The organism is Paenibacillus sp. VTT E-133291, assembly GCF_002264395.1.
In the GTDB taxonomy this organism is placed as follows: Bacteria; Bacillota; Bacilli; order Paenibacillales; family Paenibacillaceae; genus Paenibacillus_AQ; species Paenibacillus_AQ nitricinens.
The window spans coordinates 1-15,599 of the sequence record NZ_NFVA01000027.1 but is presented as its reverse complement, the minus strand read 5'-3'; the positions used below and the strand labels follow the sequence as shown (position 1 = coordinate 15,599).

The window sequence follows — 15,599 nt, the reverse complement described above, 5'->3', positions numbered from 1 at the left end:
ACCTTTTAACGATTTCACATTGAAAGGTGGCTTGCATTTTCCGTATAGATTGTATAGTTAACAATAGTGAAGGTGAGTAGATATGAAGAACAAATGTGTTACCGATAGTCTCAGCACTATACAATGGTTTATTTTTTTGCTAGCCAATGCAGTGGCGCTGCCCATTGTCATTGGAGGTATTTTTCAATTGTCGTTTGAACAAATTTCAACCTTAATGCAGCGGACATTTTTCGTTGTAGGAATCAGTTCATTTATTCAGGGATGGTTAGGACATAAATATCCTATTGCAGACGGTCCTGCGGGATCATGGGTAAGTATCTTTATCATATTAGGCAACTTAGCTTTAATTCAAGGGCAAGATCAAATAAATGCCTTACAAATTCTAGAAGGAGGATTAATCGTAGCCGGGCTTGTTCTTTTCATATTAGGAACTACAGGGTTAGTTTATAAGCTTCAATTTTTATTTACACCCTTAGTTTCGGGTTCATTTTTATTCATTCTCGCCTTGCAATTAAGCGGTGTATTAGTCAAGGGCATGCTTGGAGTACAGGAAACAAGCGCCGAACCAGATGGTATAGCAGCACTCATATCCTTTTTTATTTTTGGACTTGTTATTTTTCTCTCTATTAAAGGAAGAGGATGGATTAGTAGTTACGCCGTACTGATTGGAATCGGCTTGGGTTCGGCATTATTTGCAGCATTCGGGAAAGTGGGGCCAGCATTTACAGCTTTAACCCCCGTCTTGAAGTTCCCTCATATTTTTGCTTGGGGATTACCTCAATTTGATCTAGGGATCGTGATTACCTCACTGTTGTTTACGTTTTTGTTAGTATCCAATACAATTTCTTCTATTTCCGCTGTAAAACAAGTAGTTCCGGTTTTACCGAAAGATGAAAAAACAGCATTAAGCCGAGGGATTTGGACGGGAGGGATCTCTCATATACTAGCCGCCCTATTCTCAACGATAGGAGTTGTTCCTTTACCAGCCTCGGCGGGCTTTATGAAATTAACAGGGCAAAAGCGAATTCGGCCATTTCTTATGGCCTGTATGTTACTAACCGTTATCGCGCTAATGCCGTCCGTTGTCAATGTGCTAGCGTTACTTCCAGCTCCTGTAGCCAGTGCAGCACTTCTAGCTACTTTTGTACAAATCGTAGGGATTGCATTCCAATCCTTGCTACAGGAAGAGCTTGATCATCGCCGATTAACGATACTAGGAATAACGTTGTTGGTGAGCATTGGACTCATGTTTTTGCCTCCAGCGGTATTTCAGAGTCTTCCTTCCACACTTCGATATATTTGCAGTAATGGTCTGCTTGTCGGCACTATACTGGCCATGCTTTTAGAGCAATTTTGGAAAAGTGAAAAGAAAATAAGCCACTGTCAAAAATTATAAAGCTACTCAAAAGAGGTAAAAAACACATCTTGCAGAATGGCTTTAGCTTTTTTAAGGTTGCGCGTGTCCAGTTGGTTAAGCATTTCTACGATTTGACTCATTTCATCGCTGTCCATTACCTCAAGTGATTCTCCAGCATTTAATAGTTCTTCTTCAGCATCCGATTCCGAATGAACCCATGATGCTTCTAAAGTATCCTCGAACGCTTGCATCAGAAATAATAATTCATCTGTGTTATATCTTTGTAGAAACCGAGTTATCCCTTTATTCATCTCCTTATGTAGTTCTTGATGCAAATCGAATATTTCTTTTCCGAGAGGTGTTGTAAGAAACAGCACTTCTTTTTTATTATCGGGGAGAAACTCCGTGCGAATCATTTGCTGCAGAACTAATTTTCTAGTGATTTTGGACACGCTACCTTTCGGAATTCCGAAATGCTTCGAAATGGTAGTGCCATTCACCGGCTCAAGCTGTCCAATTGCATCTATTACATGCAGCATCATGACTGTGGAGTCTTGGAGAAAATCAATGATAAGTGGATTACTACAGTTCTGGAGCAGCCATTCCTTTTCTTCATCATCCTCCGATTGAAATCGTTTTTGTAATTGAGGAATCATCTCTATCAGTTTTTTTATCAATAAATCCTTATTCGGTAAGTTCTCGAAAGAATGCGTCACTGTTAAGTCTCCTCGTAAATTCATCTTATGATCATCTTAACAAGACACAGCTCAAAAATAAAGTTTCCTAGAAATAATATTGACAACAAGGAAACTTAAAATGTACTATTGTTTCCATAGTCATTATTTTATTTCCAGGAAACAATAAAACGTAAAGAAGGTATTTATATGAATGTCTTAATTATTTTTGATCATCCATACGGAGCATCGGCGTCCGAGAATGTCCCACATCAGCGAAGCTATTCCGCAGCTCTGCTAGCCTCCGTGATGCGAGGTCTTACCACTAAAGGCCATACGATCGATCTTATCGATTTGCATGCCGATGGATTTAATCCAATCATGTCTTACGAAGAACTTGCTGCTTGGCGACAAAAGAAAACCGTCGACCCTCTAGTCGCCAATTATCAGCAACGGCTTATCGCAGCAGATCATATCGTCTTCCTATTCCCTATATGGTGGGAGGCCATGCCTGCTCTTACCAAAGGCTTTCTGGATAAGGTCTTCGCAAAAGGCATTGTCTATGAGGAAATCAAACCTGGACGGCCCTTTAAATGCTTACTCCCGAATATGAAAGGCGTATCCCTGCTGACGGTAATGAACACGCCCGACTTTGTTTACCGCTGGATATTTGGCAACCCTATCACCAAAATCCTGTTCAGAGGAACCTTCCGCAAAATGGGCATACGAAAGAACCTCCGTTGGTATAATTATGCCGGCATGTCAGATCGCAGCTTGGAAGAACGGGTGAAATATCTTGATAAGACAGAACAACGGTTTGCACGACTAGACTAGATTACTGAAGCGCTGACGGATTCCGAGAACGAAACCTCCTGCTTCTTCACTTCCTGGAGCACCAATAATCCAATTAATAAGGAAGCAACGCCAATAAGGATCAGCAGCGCTCCCAGCTCCAGACTGTAGGCAGATAACGCCCCATCCCGAAAAGCCATCCCGCGTATGAGCCGGTTCAGCCAGTTCATCGGTAATACCCAAGCGGAAATTTGAAAAAACGCAGGAAACGCTAGTGGACTCAGTTGGATTCCAGTAGCAAGAAATGACGGATACAATACGAAATTAGTTCGTAAATTAACTTTGGAAGCGTCTTTGGCGGTATAGCCAATCAACAGGCCCATAAGGGACAAAGCAAAGGCATACACAAGCAGCGGAATAATAAAAAGATAAGGCGCCGCTTCAAAACGCATTCCCCCCACCTGCTTTAATAAGCCATAACATAGGAGCAACGAAAGCGTGGTCAAGACAGCATAAGGGACACTACGAATCCAAATTTGCCAAGGCGACTTCCCGTTTGTAAAAAGTTTTCCTTCCTGCCGCAAACGCGGGACAATGGCGCCCGCTGCGCTTGTTGTAATCATCAGCACCACAATATTCACAAATCCAATGACCATAAAGCTCACATAACTTGTGGTCGGATTGAACAACATCCGCTGTTGGAGAGATAACGGTGAAACAAGCCCTTTAGAGGCTTCGGCATCCATCCCCTTCTGAATCAGACGGGTCATCGAAAGCGTCATATTCTCCGTCTGAATGACTTCCTGAATGGCAGTTCGGATGCCGGTTAGCCCTGAGGGCATCGTGTTATCCATCAAGATGCCGATATTCGTTGAAATCCCCTGCTGTTGATGTTGTCCCAGCTCTTTAGGAAGCGTGATAACTGCGACAGCTTGCTCATTTGCCAGTATAGTTTCTGGATTTAAGCGGCTGGCGTACACATTGGTTACTTTCATATAAGGAGAGGCATTGATTTTAGAGATCAGCTGCCTTGAATACGAACTGTGATCCTCATCAATAACTACAACATGCGATTCGCTGATTTGATTCTTCGAGAACATCAAGCCAAAAAACAGAGCCGCAATAAGCGGACCAATAAAAATCAGGCGTAAATACTTACTGCCCGCCACGTACTTCCACTCATCAATCAGTGACTTCATCGAGCTTCACCTCCGCTGTCATCCCCGGAAGCAACTCAGCATTCGCATCCATAACTACACGGACAAGAAACATACTTAAATCCGCTTGCCCCTTTTCACGTGACATACGTAAGCTCGCAAATTGAGGGGCGGCTGCGATGGAAGTAATTACACCCGTCACCTCCGCTTCATGCTCCAAATACGGAAAATGAACCCCAATATTTTGATTCACCTTTAGCTTTTGGATTTCACTTTCCTGTACGTAAAGGTCTGTATAAAAGCTGTTTTTTTGCAGCACCGCCAGTGGCATGCCTTGCTGTACTTGATCTCCCGGCTTTACAACCATCCTGTTGACCGATCCGTCCTCAGGCGCGAGTACATCTGTTTCTCCTTCTTCAGCGGATTTAACCTTGAACAATACCTCTCCCTGTTTTATAGAATCACCTACAGCCACACGGACCTCAACAATTGACCCTGGACTGTTCTGATAAAATATAGTCTTTTGCTCTGCATCAAGAATCCCTTGCTTCCTGCTCTCAGCCTGACTAACAGCATCCTTACCTTTTACTGCAAGCAGCGACCCTCCAAAGATCAACACAACCGCAATTCCAATATACAAGCCTGCTTTTATCTTCATTTTCCACGCTCTCCCCTTATCATTTTTCTAACCGCATTTTCGGCAGCCTCCATAATCACTTCTCCCAATGTAGGATGAGGGTGAATGGTCATCGCCAAATCCTCCACAGTGGCTCCCATCTCAATGGCAAGGGCAAGCTCCGACACGAGTGTGGATGCCTCCACGCCAACGATTTGGGCCCCCATCACGATTCCTGAGATCGGATTTGCTACAATTTTGACGAAGCCCTCAGTTTCCTTCAGGGCCAATGCTCTCCCGTTAATCCCAAAGGTGGATTTACCAATTACAATCGGGATGCCCTTTGCTCTTGCTTCTGTTTCACTTAAGCCCACGCTCGCTAACTCTGGTTCAGAAAAAACAACAAGCGGAATGGCTCTATAATCAACCTCGGAGGAAAGGCCTGCAATGGCTTCTGCCGCAATTTTAGCTTCATAGGACGCCTTGTGAGCAAGGGCTGGACCTGACGTAATATCCCCAATTGCAAAAATATTCGGAATAGCCGTTCTGCACTGTTCGTCTGTCTCAATCAATCCTCTAGTCGTCACGGGCAAGCCTATACGATCCAGTCCTAAATTGCCGTCTGTATTTGGTTTTCTCCCTACAGTGACTAACACATATTCCGCTGTCACATGCAGCTGTTCCTGATTTTTCAAATAATGCAGTGTGATGGTGTCTGCACTCTGCACTACGTTCACAGCTGTCGCTCCGGTAATCATCTTAATCCCATCAGCCTTCAACTGCCTTCCAACAGGGTTCACAAGCTCCGCCTCAAATCCAGGCAGCACTTGATCTCCTCCCTCCAGAATCGTTACCTTTGTTCCAAATTTGGCATACATTTGCCCCAGTTCAATCCCTATATATCCCCCTCCAATAACAACTAAGCTAGTTGGAACTTCGGAGAGTGACAGAGCTTCTGTAGAAGATAAAACACGTCCGCCAACCGGAAAGGCTTGCAGCTCAATCGGACGTGATCCTGTGGCCAAGATGGCGTTTTTAAAAGAAATACTTTGCTCCTGCCCAGACTGACTGATAATCGCCGTATGCTCATCAACCAATCTTGCCTCTCCTTCCAAAATATTCACACCTGCCGTCTTTAATAAATAGCTAACTCCACCTGCCTGTTTATTCACAATTCCCTGTTTGAAATCCTGAGCATTCTTAAATGACACTGCCGCCTCTGAAGAGCTGAACAGTCTAAACAACTCGTAACGATGAGACTCTGCAATTAATGCTTTGGATGGAATACACCCAACATTTGTACAAACCCCGCCAAGCTGATTGCGTTCAACAATTGCCGTCTTCATCCCAAGCTGGGCAGATTGCAGCGCCGCTACATACCCTCCCGGACCTGATCCAATGACCAACGTTTCTACGGATTCAAGCTTACTCATCGTCGCTACCTCCTGTTAAAGTTATTTTAAAATATGATGACCGTAATATATTATTATCATCATATTTTAAAACCGTCAACAACCCTGTTTAGCTATTCATCAGCAATAGTGCTCACAATCGCTAAATTGACAGGCTTTATTATGATGATTATAATATTTTAAAAAGTATACTTATGAAGCTGTGGAGTGATTATAATGCCCTATCCCAAAGGCCATAAAATAAAAGTGCGGAATACGATTATTGAAAGTGCTGCTCAGGCTTTTCGCTCGCATGGTATTCATGATGTAAGTGTTCCCTTCATTATGAAGGGTGCCGGGTTAACTCATGGCGGGTTTTATTCCCACTTTGACAATAAAGAACAACTGGTCGCCGAAGCCTGCCGGTATGCCATCAGTGATACCATCACACTTTTGCAGAAGGTTGCGGAGCAGGAAGAGCAGAAACCCAAAATCAATGCGGTCATTGATTATTATTTAAGTCCGTATCATCGCGACAAAACGGAGATGGGCTGCATTATTCCTGCCCTTTCTGCCGAAATAGCCCGTTCTTCCGAAGAAGTTCGGCGGATATTCACGCAGGAATTAGAGCGGATGGTTACATTCATCTCCACGCTGGCGGGCATTGACGCGTCCAAAGGTAGCACACTGTTCAGCACCATGGTTGGCTCTCTAGTTCTTGCACGGACAGTAAATGACCCTGAACTGAGCGACAGCCTCCTTTCGTCAGGCAAACGGTATGCTAAAGAGCTGGTTATGATCTAAAAACAATAAACACCCCAAACAAATGAATCCAACTCAGAAATTTTTCGTAATATTATGAATTATAGATAACTGAGGGGTGTATCCAATGAACGAGCAGTTTGCAGCAAGGGTTGAATTGTTCGCAGAGAACGCGCTGAGGATCAAAAAGGCTTTTCCTTGGCATAATGCAATGGTTAGCCGTTTGGCGGGGTTACTGTACACAGCAGAGAATAAAAGTGCAGATGAGGATGCGATTCGTGCGAGCCACGAGCTTATTAAAGAAAATACCGGAATGTTTTCTTCGTTTAGGGGGAACTCGGCAATCAGTATTGCTACTATGCTCTCTCTTTCTGCTGACAAGGAACAACAGCTTGCAAACACACTGACCGTATATGACTTATTGAAGGACGTCAAATTTAGAGCCTCTGATTATCTCGTCGTTGCCGCTTATCAAATCGCCGCTAATACGACAACAGATCAGTATCAGCGTACGGTAGAACGCGCAAAGATGTTTTACGATAGCATGAAAGCGAAGCACCGTTTCCTTACCGGACATGATGATTATATTTTCTCTGCCATGCTCGGCCTTTCCGATATCGACGTGGACAGCGGCATCGACCGGATGGAGCAGCTTTACACTACACTAAAGCCTGAATTTATGTCGGGGAACAGTGTGCAAGCTCTGACACAGGTACTGGTTCTTGGAAAAGAAGCTTCAGAAGCAGCGGATCGTGTACTGGCATTACGAGATGCGTTCCGTGCACATGGCATCCGGTTAGATAAGGAATATACCCTTTCTTCGCTGGGCGTGCTAACTTTGCTCTCCTCCAACAATAAGGACATGGTTACGGAAGTCTCAGAGACCTTCGAATTACTGCGTACCAAAAAAGGCTTTGGCAGCTGGTCCATTGTAAAGCAGGAATTGCTACTGCTGTCAGCTGCGCTAGTAGCCTTCAAATATGTAGAGGATGTGCAAAGTGGCATTGTAACCTCGATGCTTTCCACCAGCATCACTAATATTGTGATCGCACAGCAGGCTGCTCTTGCAGGGGCTGCGGCCGCTTCGGCTGCGGCTGCAGCTTCATCTTCTTCGAATTAAGTGAAAATGCGAGGGAAGACATGGACTCAATACAACCAATCAACACTAGAAATGAAGAATGTTTATACCGTCTACTGAATATTTGGGAATCCTCTGTGCGGCATACACATCTATTCCTGTCTGAACAGGATAACAAGATTGAAATGCTATTCGTAGAACCTGCTGCAATGGGAAAAGGCATTGGAAAATCACTCGTTGCTTATGCTATACAGACACTGAACGTACGCTACGTTGATGTAAATGAACAAAATCCGCAGGCCTTAGGTTTCTATGAGCATATGGGTTTTCAAGTTTTTGAGCGTTCTGCACTAGATGAACAGGGTAATCCTTTTCCTATCCTGCATATGAAGTTATCAATCGGCTCACGTTAAAAGATTCCATCGCCTCTCAAAGCAAAAGAGACCGCTTCGAGTAGCCAAAACAATGGCTGTTCGAAGCGGTCCTTTGTGGTTAAGTAGGATCAACTTTTGTTTTTGGTGTGGAAGCTCCGCTTATTCTACCGACTTTAACGCCTCAATCATATGAATCCGTTTGAGCTTAATGTGCATGAAAGCCATGACTATGCCTGAGAACAGCAGTGTTAAGAGTGCGGCATACACATAGCTTGGCCACTTAATAATCGGCGCGAACATCGTTGCATCCAGCTCAGCTGTATTCAAGACGAAGCTGTGCAATATAATGCCAAGACCCGATCCGGCTACAATGCCGAGTAGGCTTAGCAGCATATTCTCACGGTAAATATACAACGTTACTTCCTTATCATAAAATCCCAATACCTTGATCGTTGATAGCTCCCTGATCCGCTCAGAGACATTAATATTGGTCAAATTGTAGAGGACGACAAAAGCCAGAGCAGCAGCCGATACAATGAGCACCAAGGTTACAACGTCCATACTCTTCATGGTGTCATCAAAGGCAGTACCTACATTGCTGGAAAAGCTGACCGCTGCCACTCCCTCATTGTCCGTTAGCTTCTCGCCGAACTTGTCCTCCCATGCTTTGTCGTGCGTGGTATAGTTCAGCAGCTCTGTGTTGAACACCGGTTCATGTCCAAATACGGAAGAATAATACGCAGGTGTCATATAAACATAGTGCATTACATAGTTCTCTGTAATCCCTATGACCTTAATCTTGAATGTCTCGTTATCCTTGTCCACCACATTCAATGGGTCGCCGGGTTCAAGCCCGTATAATTTAGCCAGCTTCTCCGAGATTATAGCTCCCTCGTCCGAAAGCGTGCGTTTTTCTCCACTCACTCGATCCCGCAGCTCCACATAATCGGATATCGCAGCAACAGATGCAGGGATGAACATATGCACATCCTGATCATTTACACCACTGCTGTGCGCTTTCATCGTTTCCTGTGCCACACTTAGTGATCCAGTTATAGTGGACTCGCCAGTGATCAATTGCTCGTAGGCATCCCGCACATCAGCAGACGCATCTTCATGCAGCGCTACAAGTGCATCATATTTCATAATCGTGCCGAACTGCTGGGGGGCAATGCTGCCGATCGAGTCTTTAAGACCAAAACCGGTCAGAATCAGCGCCGTACAGCCGGCCACGCCGAACACTGTCATGAACATCCGCTGCTTGTAGCGGAATAAATTCCGTGCGGTAACCTTTTGAACAAAGCTCAACCGTTTCCATACAAAAGTAACTCTCTCCAGTAAAATCCGCTGCCCGCTCTTTGGCGCCTTCGGACGCATCAATACGGAAGCGTTGCTTCGTAGTTCTACCCGCGCGGCAATCCAAGCCGTCAATGTAGTGCAGATTAGCGCCACTATAATGGAAATGATGGAATACGACGGATAGAAGCTTTTGATAAGATCCGGCAGATTATAAAGTGAACTGTACGCATTATAGATAATGGTTGGAAACATCGTAAATCCGAGCGCAAGTCCCGCAACCGAAGCCGTCAAGCTGGCAAGCGTACCATAAACCAAGAATTTGGCCATAATGTCACGGTTCCCATACCCAAGCGCTTTAAGTGTCCCGATCTGCAAACGATGCTCCTCGACCATCCGAGTCATAGTCGTCAAGCTGACCAGCGCAGCGATCAGGAAAAAGAATACCGGGAACGCACTCGCAATTGCCGACAATCGATCAGCGTTGTCTTTATATTCGGCATATCCCGGATTGGCACTTCGGTCAGTGACGTAGACCTTCGGAAGGCCCAGTTCTGCAAGCTTTTGCTCCCCTGCAGCTAGTTCCGCCTTGGCCGAGACCAGTCCGTCAGTAATAGCTTTCATGTTTGCAGCTTGTTCCTGCTGCACCACCTCTGGCTGGCGCTTTAATTCAGCAAGCTGTTGCTCGGCGGCGGTCACCTTACCTCGTCCACTGGACAGCTCCTTCTCACCTTCCGCGCGCATCTCCGCAAGCCGAGCTTCCGGCACGCCGGACAGCGCCTGCTCTACCGCCTTAGTATGCTGTTCGATCAATGCCTCGTACTCTGGCGAATAAGCCTTCACACTGGCTGTATCCTTGAAGGACAGATAGGCTTCCGTATACACCGGAAGCTTGAAATCTGACTCCGGAATTGCTGCGAATGCATCGGCCATACCTTTGCCGATCCCACTGGTGCCCCGGGTACTCTTTTCTATAAATTGTGGGCTTCGCACAAAACCTACAACCGTATAGTTCAGTGACGCAAAGTTGTTCGACAGCTCCGCATCCGTTCCGTCACCGCTAAAGGTTATTTTGTCACCCAGCGCATATTTTCCAGCCAGCTTGTCATCCAATACGATTTCTCCGGAAACCTCTGGAAGACGTCCTTCAATCATACTGTACTGGTTAAGAGGTTTATCTGAATGGTAAGAATGGACTTTGAGGATCAAAGCATTATCACCGCTGAACACATCCGTACTGTAACCCGGCTGGACTTCATCGATGCCCGGTATATCGCTCAGCAGGCCGATGTTATCTTCGGTCAGACCATAGTTGGTCTGCACCTTCAGATCCATTAGTCTCGTCTCTTGATAAAAGGTTCCGGCTGTATCCAGCATATCCGGACCGGCTGACTTGATGCCGGAAAAGAAACTAACACCCAGCATAATGATTGCAAAAATCGAAATAAATCGGGCCTTAGTGTGCCTAATTTCACGAAAAATATCTTTCCATAACGCACGCTTTTTCATAGATGCCTTCTCCTTACCATTCGATATCTTCAACAGATACTGGCGAAGGATTGGTTACCATCTTCCGTACCTTAGCATTATTAATCTCAATAACCCTGTCTGCCATTGGTGCAATCGCCAAATTATGCGTGATTACGATGACCGTAGTGCCTGTGTTACGGCAGGTATCCTGAAGCAGCTTAAGCACTTGCTTACCAGTATTGTAGTCTAGCGCACCTGTTGGTTCATCGCAGAGGAGCAGCTTTGGCTGTTTAGCTAGCGCTCTGGCGATAGCGACACGTTGCTGCTCACCACCAGACAGCTGAGCCGGAAAATTATCCAGCCGTGCACCTAGTCCCACATCCTCAAGCACCTTACGCGCATCTAGTGCACGCGGGGAAATCTGAGAAGCAAGCTCAACATTCTCCAGTGTGGTGAGATTCGGCACTAAGTTATAGAACTGGAACACAAAACCCACGTCATTGCGGCGGTAGCCCGTCAACTCCTTGGCACTGAACTTGGCAATGTCCGTACCGTCCACAATGACCTGGCCTTCGTCAGCAGAATCCATCCCGCCAAGAATATTAAGCACCGTCGATTTGCCCGCACCGCTGGGGCCGACAATCACTGCAAACTCACCTTTATTTATCTCAAAATCAATTCCGTCGTTGGCAACGATCACACTTTCACCCATTTTGTAACGCTTGTACTCATTTTTGACAGCAACAAAGCTCATTTTCCATCCTCCTGTCTCTATCCAATCCAAGCCTAATCCCTTTATATTGTTTCAGTTTATCATAATTAGAACGCCCAAGCCCGAATGGCAAACCCTCATTACGCAAGGTTAAATTCACATCATTAATAAGTTCATTTTTTTGTAACAATAATGTAACAAGGAAATTTTACCGTAAACGATACTTAGTCATTTGATAATGTTATAATCACTTTGTTTTATTCACTCTTTTCAGGCAAGAGTGAAAGAACAAGAACAATCAGAAACAGGTGATCAGATGTTCGAACTGAAATGGCTATGGCAGAACTTAGAGGGCAACCGGACACGGTACATTCTGGCACTCTGCCTCTCGGTAGTGGGCTCAAGTCTTACCATTGTAAACCCTTACATCAGTCAGCGCATTGTCGATACGTTTATAGCAGGTGACAATGCGCTGCAGAATCTTACACAAGAACGGCAATTATTGATTATGCTCTGCTTGGCTATGATTGGATTTTCTCTACTGCGCACAGGACTTGCTTATTTTACAACGATGCAGTACGAACAGTCCTCTCAAAACATGATGTACAACATCCGGATTTTTTTGTACAACAAGATTCAGGGACAGGACAGAGAATATTACGACCGTAACCGAACCGGCGATCTCATGACCAAGATGACCGGGGATCTGGACATGGTTCGGCACTCGATGGCATGGATTTTTAAAACGATCATTGAATCGCTAACGATCTTCATTGCTGCTGTTATCTATTTTTTCACCATAGATGCTCAGCTCACGCTGTGGATGCTAATCCTGTCGCCACCTATTTTTATCGTGGCTTACATATTCGCTAAACGCGTCCGTCCTATGTATATTGACCTGCGTGAGCGGTTGTCCCAGCTTAACACGACTACTCAGGAGAATATTTCAGGCAACCGTGTGGTTAAGGCTTTTGCCCGCGAAGAGTTCGAGGTTCAAAAATTTACGGAGAAGAATGTCAATTATTCTACAGCGAACAAAAAGGCCGCCCTTGTATGGCTGGATTACTTTCCTTTTCTGGAATCCTTCGCTCAGGGCTTCAACGTCATTCTAATGCTGGCAGGCGGTTTGTTCCTGATGAACGGCCGGATCACCTTCGGTGAATTTACAGCCTTCTCTTCGCTGATCTGGGCGATATCGAACCCTATGCGCAATATTGGTATTATTATCAACGACATTCAGCGCTTTTTTGCGAGCTTGTCCAAAATCATTGATATCTATTACGCAAAGCCTAATATCGTAAACGAGCATATGTCTACTAACAAACGCCGTTACGAAGGCCGTATTGAGTTCGATCATGTCCGCTTCAAATATGACAGCGCTATCGTACTTGACGATGTTAGCTTTACCGTTGAACCTGGTGAAACCATAGCAATCATGGGCTCGACCGGATCAGGCAAAACAACAATCATCAACCTGATCCCTCGCTTCTATGACGTAGCCGAAGGACGTGTACTCGTCGATGGTGTTGATGTCCGAAAGCTGGAGCTCGATGAGCTGCGCGATAATATCGGTATGGCGACCCAAGATGTGCTCTTATTCTCTGATACTATCGATGGAAACATCGCCTACGGTGATCCTGATCTTCCGGAAAAAGATGCGATAAGCTTTGCCGAGCTCGCAGCCGCACACGACTTCATTACCAAAATGCCTGAAGGTTATGATACCGTTGTCGGAGAACGAGGAGTCGGCTTATCCGGAGGTCAAAAACAGCGTATCGCTTTAGCACGTGCTTTGGCAGTTCGCCGTCCGATCCTCATTCTGGATGATACGACCTCTGCTGTCGATCTTGAGACGGAGGAGCATATTCAGAAAAGTCTACGTGAGCTGGATTATCCTTGCACGAAGATTATTATCGCGCAGCGTGTATCTACGACCGCGCAGGCTGACCGTATTCTCATTCTGGATGACGGAAAGCTGGTTGAGGAAGGCACCCACGCCGAACTGCTAGCGAAACGGGGCTACTACTACGATGTATTTAAACTGCAGAACGAGGGTATTGGAAGGCAGGTGACCGCAAGTGGCCAGGAATAAATTCGACGTCGATGAGAATCTGGAATCGCCGTTTAATATAAAACACTTCCGGCGTGCGATGATATACATCAAACGAAAGAAAACGCCAATGATTGTTGCATTTATACTCAGTGCACTTTCAGCAGCCATTTCACTATCAGCTCCGCTGATCATGCAGCATGTGATCGACGTGACCATTCCGGCAAAAGCGAAGCTTGCGCTGCTGGGCTGGGCTGGACTGATGCTGCTGACCATTGTAGTCAGCGTTTATCTGGCTACGATTCGTTCACGTATCATGACGAGTGTTGGACAGGATATTATTTTTGACATCCGTACAGATTTGTTTAAGCACCTGCAAGAGTTGCCATTCAAGTATTATGACGACCGTCCGCAGGGCAAGATTCTTATCCGGGTCGTAAACTACGTTAACGCCGTTTCGGATGTGTTATCCAATGGTATTATCAACTTTATTCTAGAAATCGTGAATTTGCTCTTTATCGCAGCCTTCATGTTCGCTGTTGACGTACGTCTATCATTTGTCATCCTTGCAGGACTGCCAGTCTTCTTTGGCATCATGATGCTGATCAAAACTCGGCAACGCCGGGCTTGGCAAGCAGTATCCAATAAAAGCTCCAACCTGAACGCCTATTTGCAAGAAAGTATCAGCGGTATTGGTGTGACGCAAATGTTCTCACGGGAACAACGTAACGAAGGAATCTTCACACGTCTCGCGGGTAATTTCCGTACAGAATGGATGAAGGCCCAACGTTACAACTTACTTATTCCGTTCTCCGTGGACAACTTGTCTACGATCGTGACATCATTGATTTTCCTTGTAGGCTTACTAACACTAAGCCCTCAAGATATGACCCTCGGTGTCATTCTGGCGATGAGCAGCTACGCTGCCCGCTTCTGGCAGCCGATTCTGAATCTTTCGAACCTGTACAATAACTTTATCAACGCCGTTGCCTATCTTGAGCGTATCTTCGAGACGCTGGATGAACCCGTTACCGTCAGTGATATTCCAGATGCGAAGACACTGCGACCTGTAGAGGGCCATGTCACTTTCGACGATGTGACCTTTGCCTATGACCCTGGACTCAATATTCTGGAGAATATCTCCTTTAAGATCAAAGCAGGAGAAAGCATCGCTCTAGTGGGACCAACAGGTGCAGGCAAAACTACGGTCGTCAATCTGATCTCGCGCTTCTATAATATTTCAAGCGGTAAGATTCTTATCGACGATCAGGATATCTCGCAGGTTACGCTGAAGTCCCTGCGCAGCCAAATGGGGATTATGCTACAGGACAGCTTCATCTTCTCCGGTACGATCCTGGACAATATTCGTTACGGTAAACTCGATGCCACCGAGGAAGAAGTGATCGCCGCAGCGAAAGCCGTTTGCGCCGACGAATTCATCCGTGAATTCGATCAAGGCTATCTGACAGAGGTTAACGAGCGTGGCTCCAAGCTATCTCAGGGGCAGCGGCAGCTCATTTCGTTCGCAAGAACGCTTTTGGCTGACCCTAGAATTCTCATACTGGATGAAGCCACTTCTTCCATCGATGCGAAGACTGAGCGTTTGCTGCAAAAAGGTCTGAATGAGCTCCTTAAAGGGCGTACCTCATTCATTATCGCGCATCGTCTGTCCACCGTAAAAAACTGCGACCGCATTATGTATGTGTCTAACAAAGGCATCGCAGAAAGCGGCTCACATGATGAGCTAATCGCACAAAAGGGACTTTACCACCGCCTTTATACGGCGCAGAAGATGGAAGCTTAATTGAATAAACACCAAAAAAGCTCAGGGCTATTTGTAGAGGCCACTGAAAAAGTCCCCACTAATTTG

General features: G+C 45.6%; 13 protein-coding genes. 7 read left to right on the top strand and 6 right to left on the bottom strand.

All coding sequences use genetic code 11. From position 1 onward, the window contains the following. Positions 1-82 precede the first annotated feature (82 nt). Entirely contained in the window at positions 83-1,396 is a 1,314-nt protein-coding gene (locus tag CA598_RS13200; protein WP_094876802.1) for a purine/pyrimidine permease, read from the top strand. Between the two features lie 2 nt (positions 1,397-1,398). On the opposite strand, the gene CA598_RS13195 is transcribed toward CA598_RS13200, so the two are convergent. Further along, the gene (locus CA598_RS13195; RefSeq protein ID WP_256989800.1) at positions 1,399-2,073 is read right to left on the bottom strand and encodes a helix-turn-helix domain-containing protein; all 675 of its coding nucleotides are present in this window, start codon (positions 2,071-2,073) and stop codon (positions 1,399-1,401) included. Positions 2,074-2,241: 168 nt separating this feature from the next. On the opposite strand from CA598_RS13195, the gene CA598_RS13190 reads away from it, so the two are divergent. Further along, on the top strand, positions 2,242-2,865 hold the full coding sequence (locus tag CA598_RS13190; protein ID WP_094876801.1) for an NAD(P)H-dependent oxidoreductase: 624 nt from the start codon (positions 2,242-2,244) through the stop codon (positions 2,863-2,865). On the opposite strand, the gene CA598_RS13185 is transcribed toward CA598_RS13190, so the two are convergent. From CA598_RS13185 to lpdA, 3 genes are read right to left on the bottom strand one after another with little or no spacing between them, the layout of a single operon-like run. Beyond that, positions 2,862-4,022 carry an ABC transporter permease gene (locus CA598_RS13185; RefSeq protein ID WP_094876800.1) on the bottom strand — a complete coding sequence of 387 codons (1,161 nt, stop codon included), beginning with the start codon at positions 4,020-4,022 and terminating at the stop codon, positions 2,862-2,864. The two genes, CA598_RS13190 and CA598_RS13185, sit on opposite strands and share 4 nt — an antisense overlap. Further along, complete coding sequence (locus tag CA598_RS13180) at positions 4,006-4,638, bottom strand: biotin/lipoyl-containing protein (protein WP_094876799.1); 633 nt, start codon at positions 4,636-4,638, stop codon at positions 4,006-4,008. The genes CA598_RS13185 and CA598_RS13180 overlap by 17 nt, the downstream gene beginning before the upstream one ends. After that, positions 4,635-6,029, bottom strand: a complete 1,395-nt coding sequence (gene lpdA / locus CA598_RS13175) for a dihydrolipoyl dehydrogenase (RefSeq protein ID WP_094876798.1) — start codon at positions 6,027-6,029, stop codon at positions 4,635-4,637. Before lpdA ends, CA598_RS13180 begins: the two co-directional genes overlap by 4 nt. Before the next feature lie 195 nt (positions 6,030-6,224). Between lpdA and CA598_RS13170 the strand changes: the two genes are divergently transcribed. The 3 genes from CA598_RS13170 to CA598_RS13160 all read left to right on the top strand — a co-directional run bounded on the left by CA598_RS13170 (position 6,225) and on the right by CA598_RS13160 (position 8,240). Then, positions 6,225-6,791, top strand: a complete 567-nt coding sequence (locus tag CA598_RS13170; protein WP_094876797.1) for a TetR/AcrR family transcriptional regulator — start codon at positions 6,225-6,227, stop codon at positions 6,789-6,791. A gap of 85 nt (positions 6,792-6,876) precedes the next feature. Next, positions 6,877-7,869 carry a DUF4003 family protein gene (locus CA598_RS13165; RefSeq protein ID WP_094876796.1) on the top strand — a complete coding sequence of 331 codons (993 nt, stop codon included), beginning with the start codon at positions 6,877-6,879 and terminating at the stop codon, positions 7,867-7,869. A 20-nt stretch (positions 7,870-7,889) separates the two neighbouring features. Then, the gene (locus CA598_RS13160) at positions 7,890-8,240 is read left to right on the top strand and encodes a GNAT family N-acetyltransferase (protein WP_094876795.1); all 351 of its coding nucleotides are present in this window, start codon (positions 7,890-7,892) and stop codon (positions 8,238-8,240) included. A 120-nt stretch (positions 8,241-8,360) separates the two neighbouring features. Here the strand turns inward: CA598_RS13160 and CA598_RS13155 are convergent, their stop codons facing one another. Continuing rightward, positions 8,361-11,006 (bottom strand): ABC transporter permease, encoded by a 2,646-nt coding sequence (locus CA598_RS13155; RefSeq protein WP_094876794.1) that lies wholly within the window; start codon positions 11,004-11,006, stop codon positions 8,361-8,363. Positions 11,007-11,019: 13 nt separating this feature from the next. Further along, positions 11,020-11,721 carry an ABC transporter ATP-binding protein gene (locus tag CA598_RS13150; protein ID WP_042184895.1) on the bottom strand — a complete coding sequence of 234 codons (702 nt, stop codon included), beginning with the start codon at positions 11,719-11,721 and terminating at the stop codon, positions 11,020-11,022. A 274-nt stretch (positions 11,722-11,995) separates the two neighbouring features. On the opposite strand from CA598_RS13150, the gene CA598_RS13145 reads away from it, so the two are divergent. Beyond that, a complete protein-coding gene (locus CA598_RS13145) occupies positions 11,996-13,771 on the top strand; it encodes an ABC transporter ATP-binding protein (RefSeq protein WP_094876793.1) in 1,776 nt (591 codons plus the stop codon). Then, positions 13,758-15,533, top strand: coding sequence for an ABC transporter ATP-binding protein (locus tag CA598_RS13140; protein WP_094876792.1), 1,776 nt, complete (start codon positions 13,758-13,760; stop codon positions 15,531-15,533). The genes CA598_RS13145 and CA598_RS13140 overlap by 14 nt, the downstream gene beginning before the upstream one ends. Positions 15,534-15,599 lie beyond the last annotated feature (66 nt).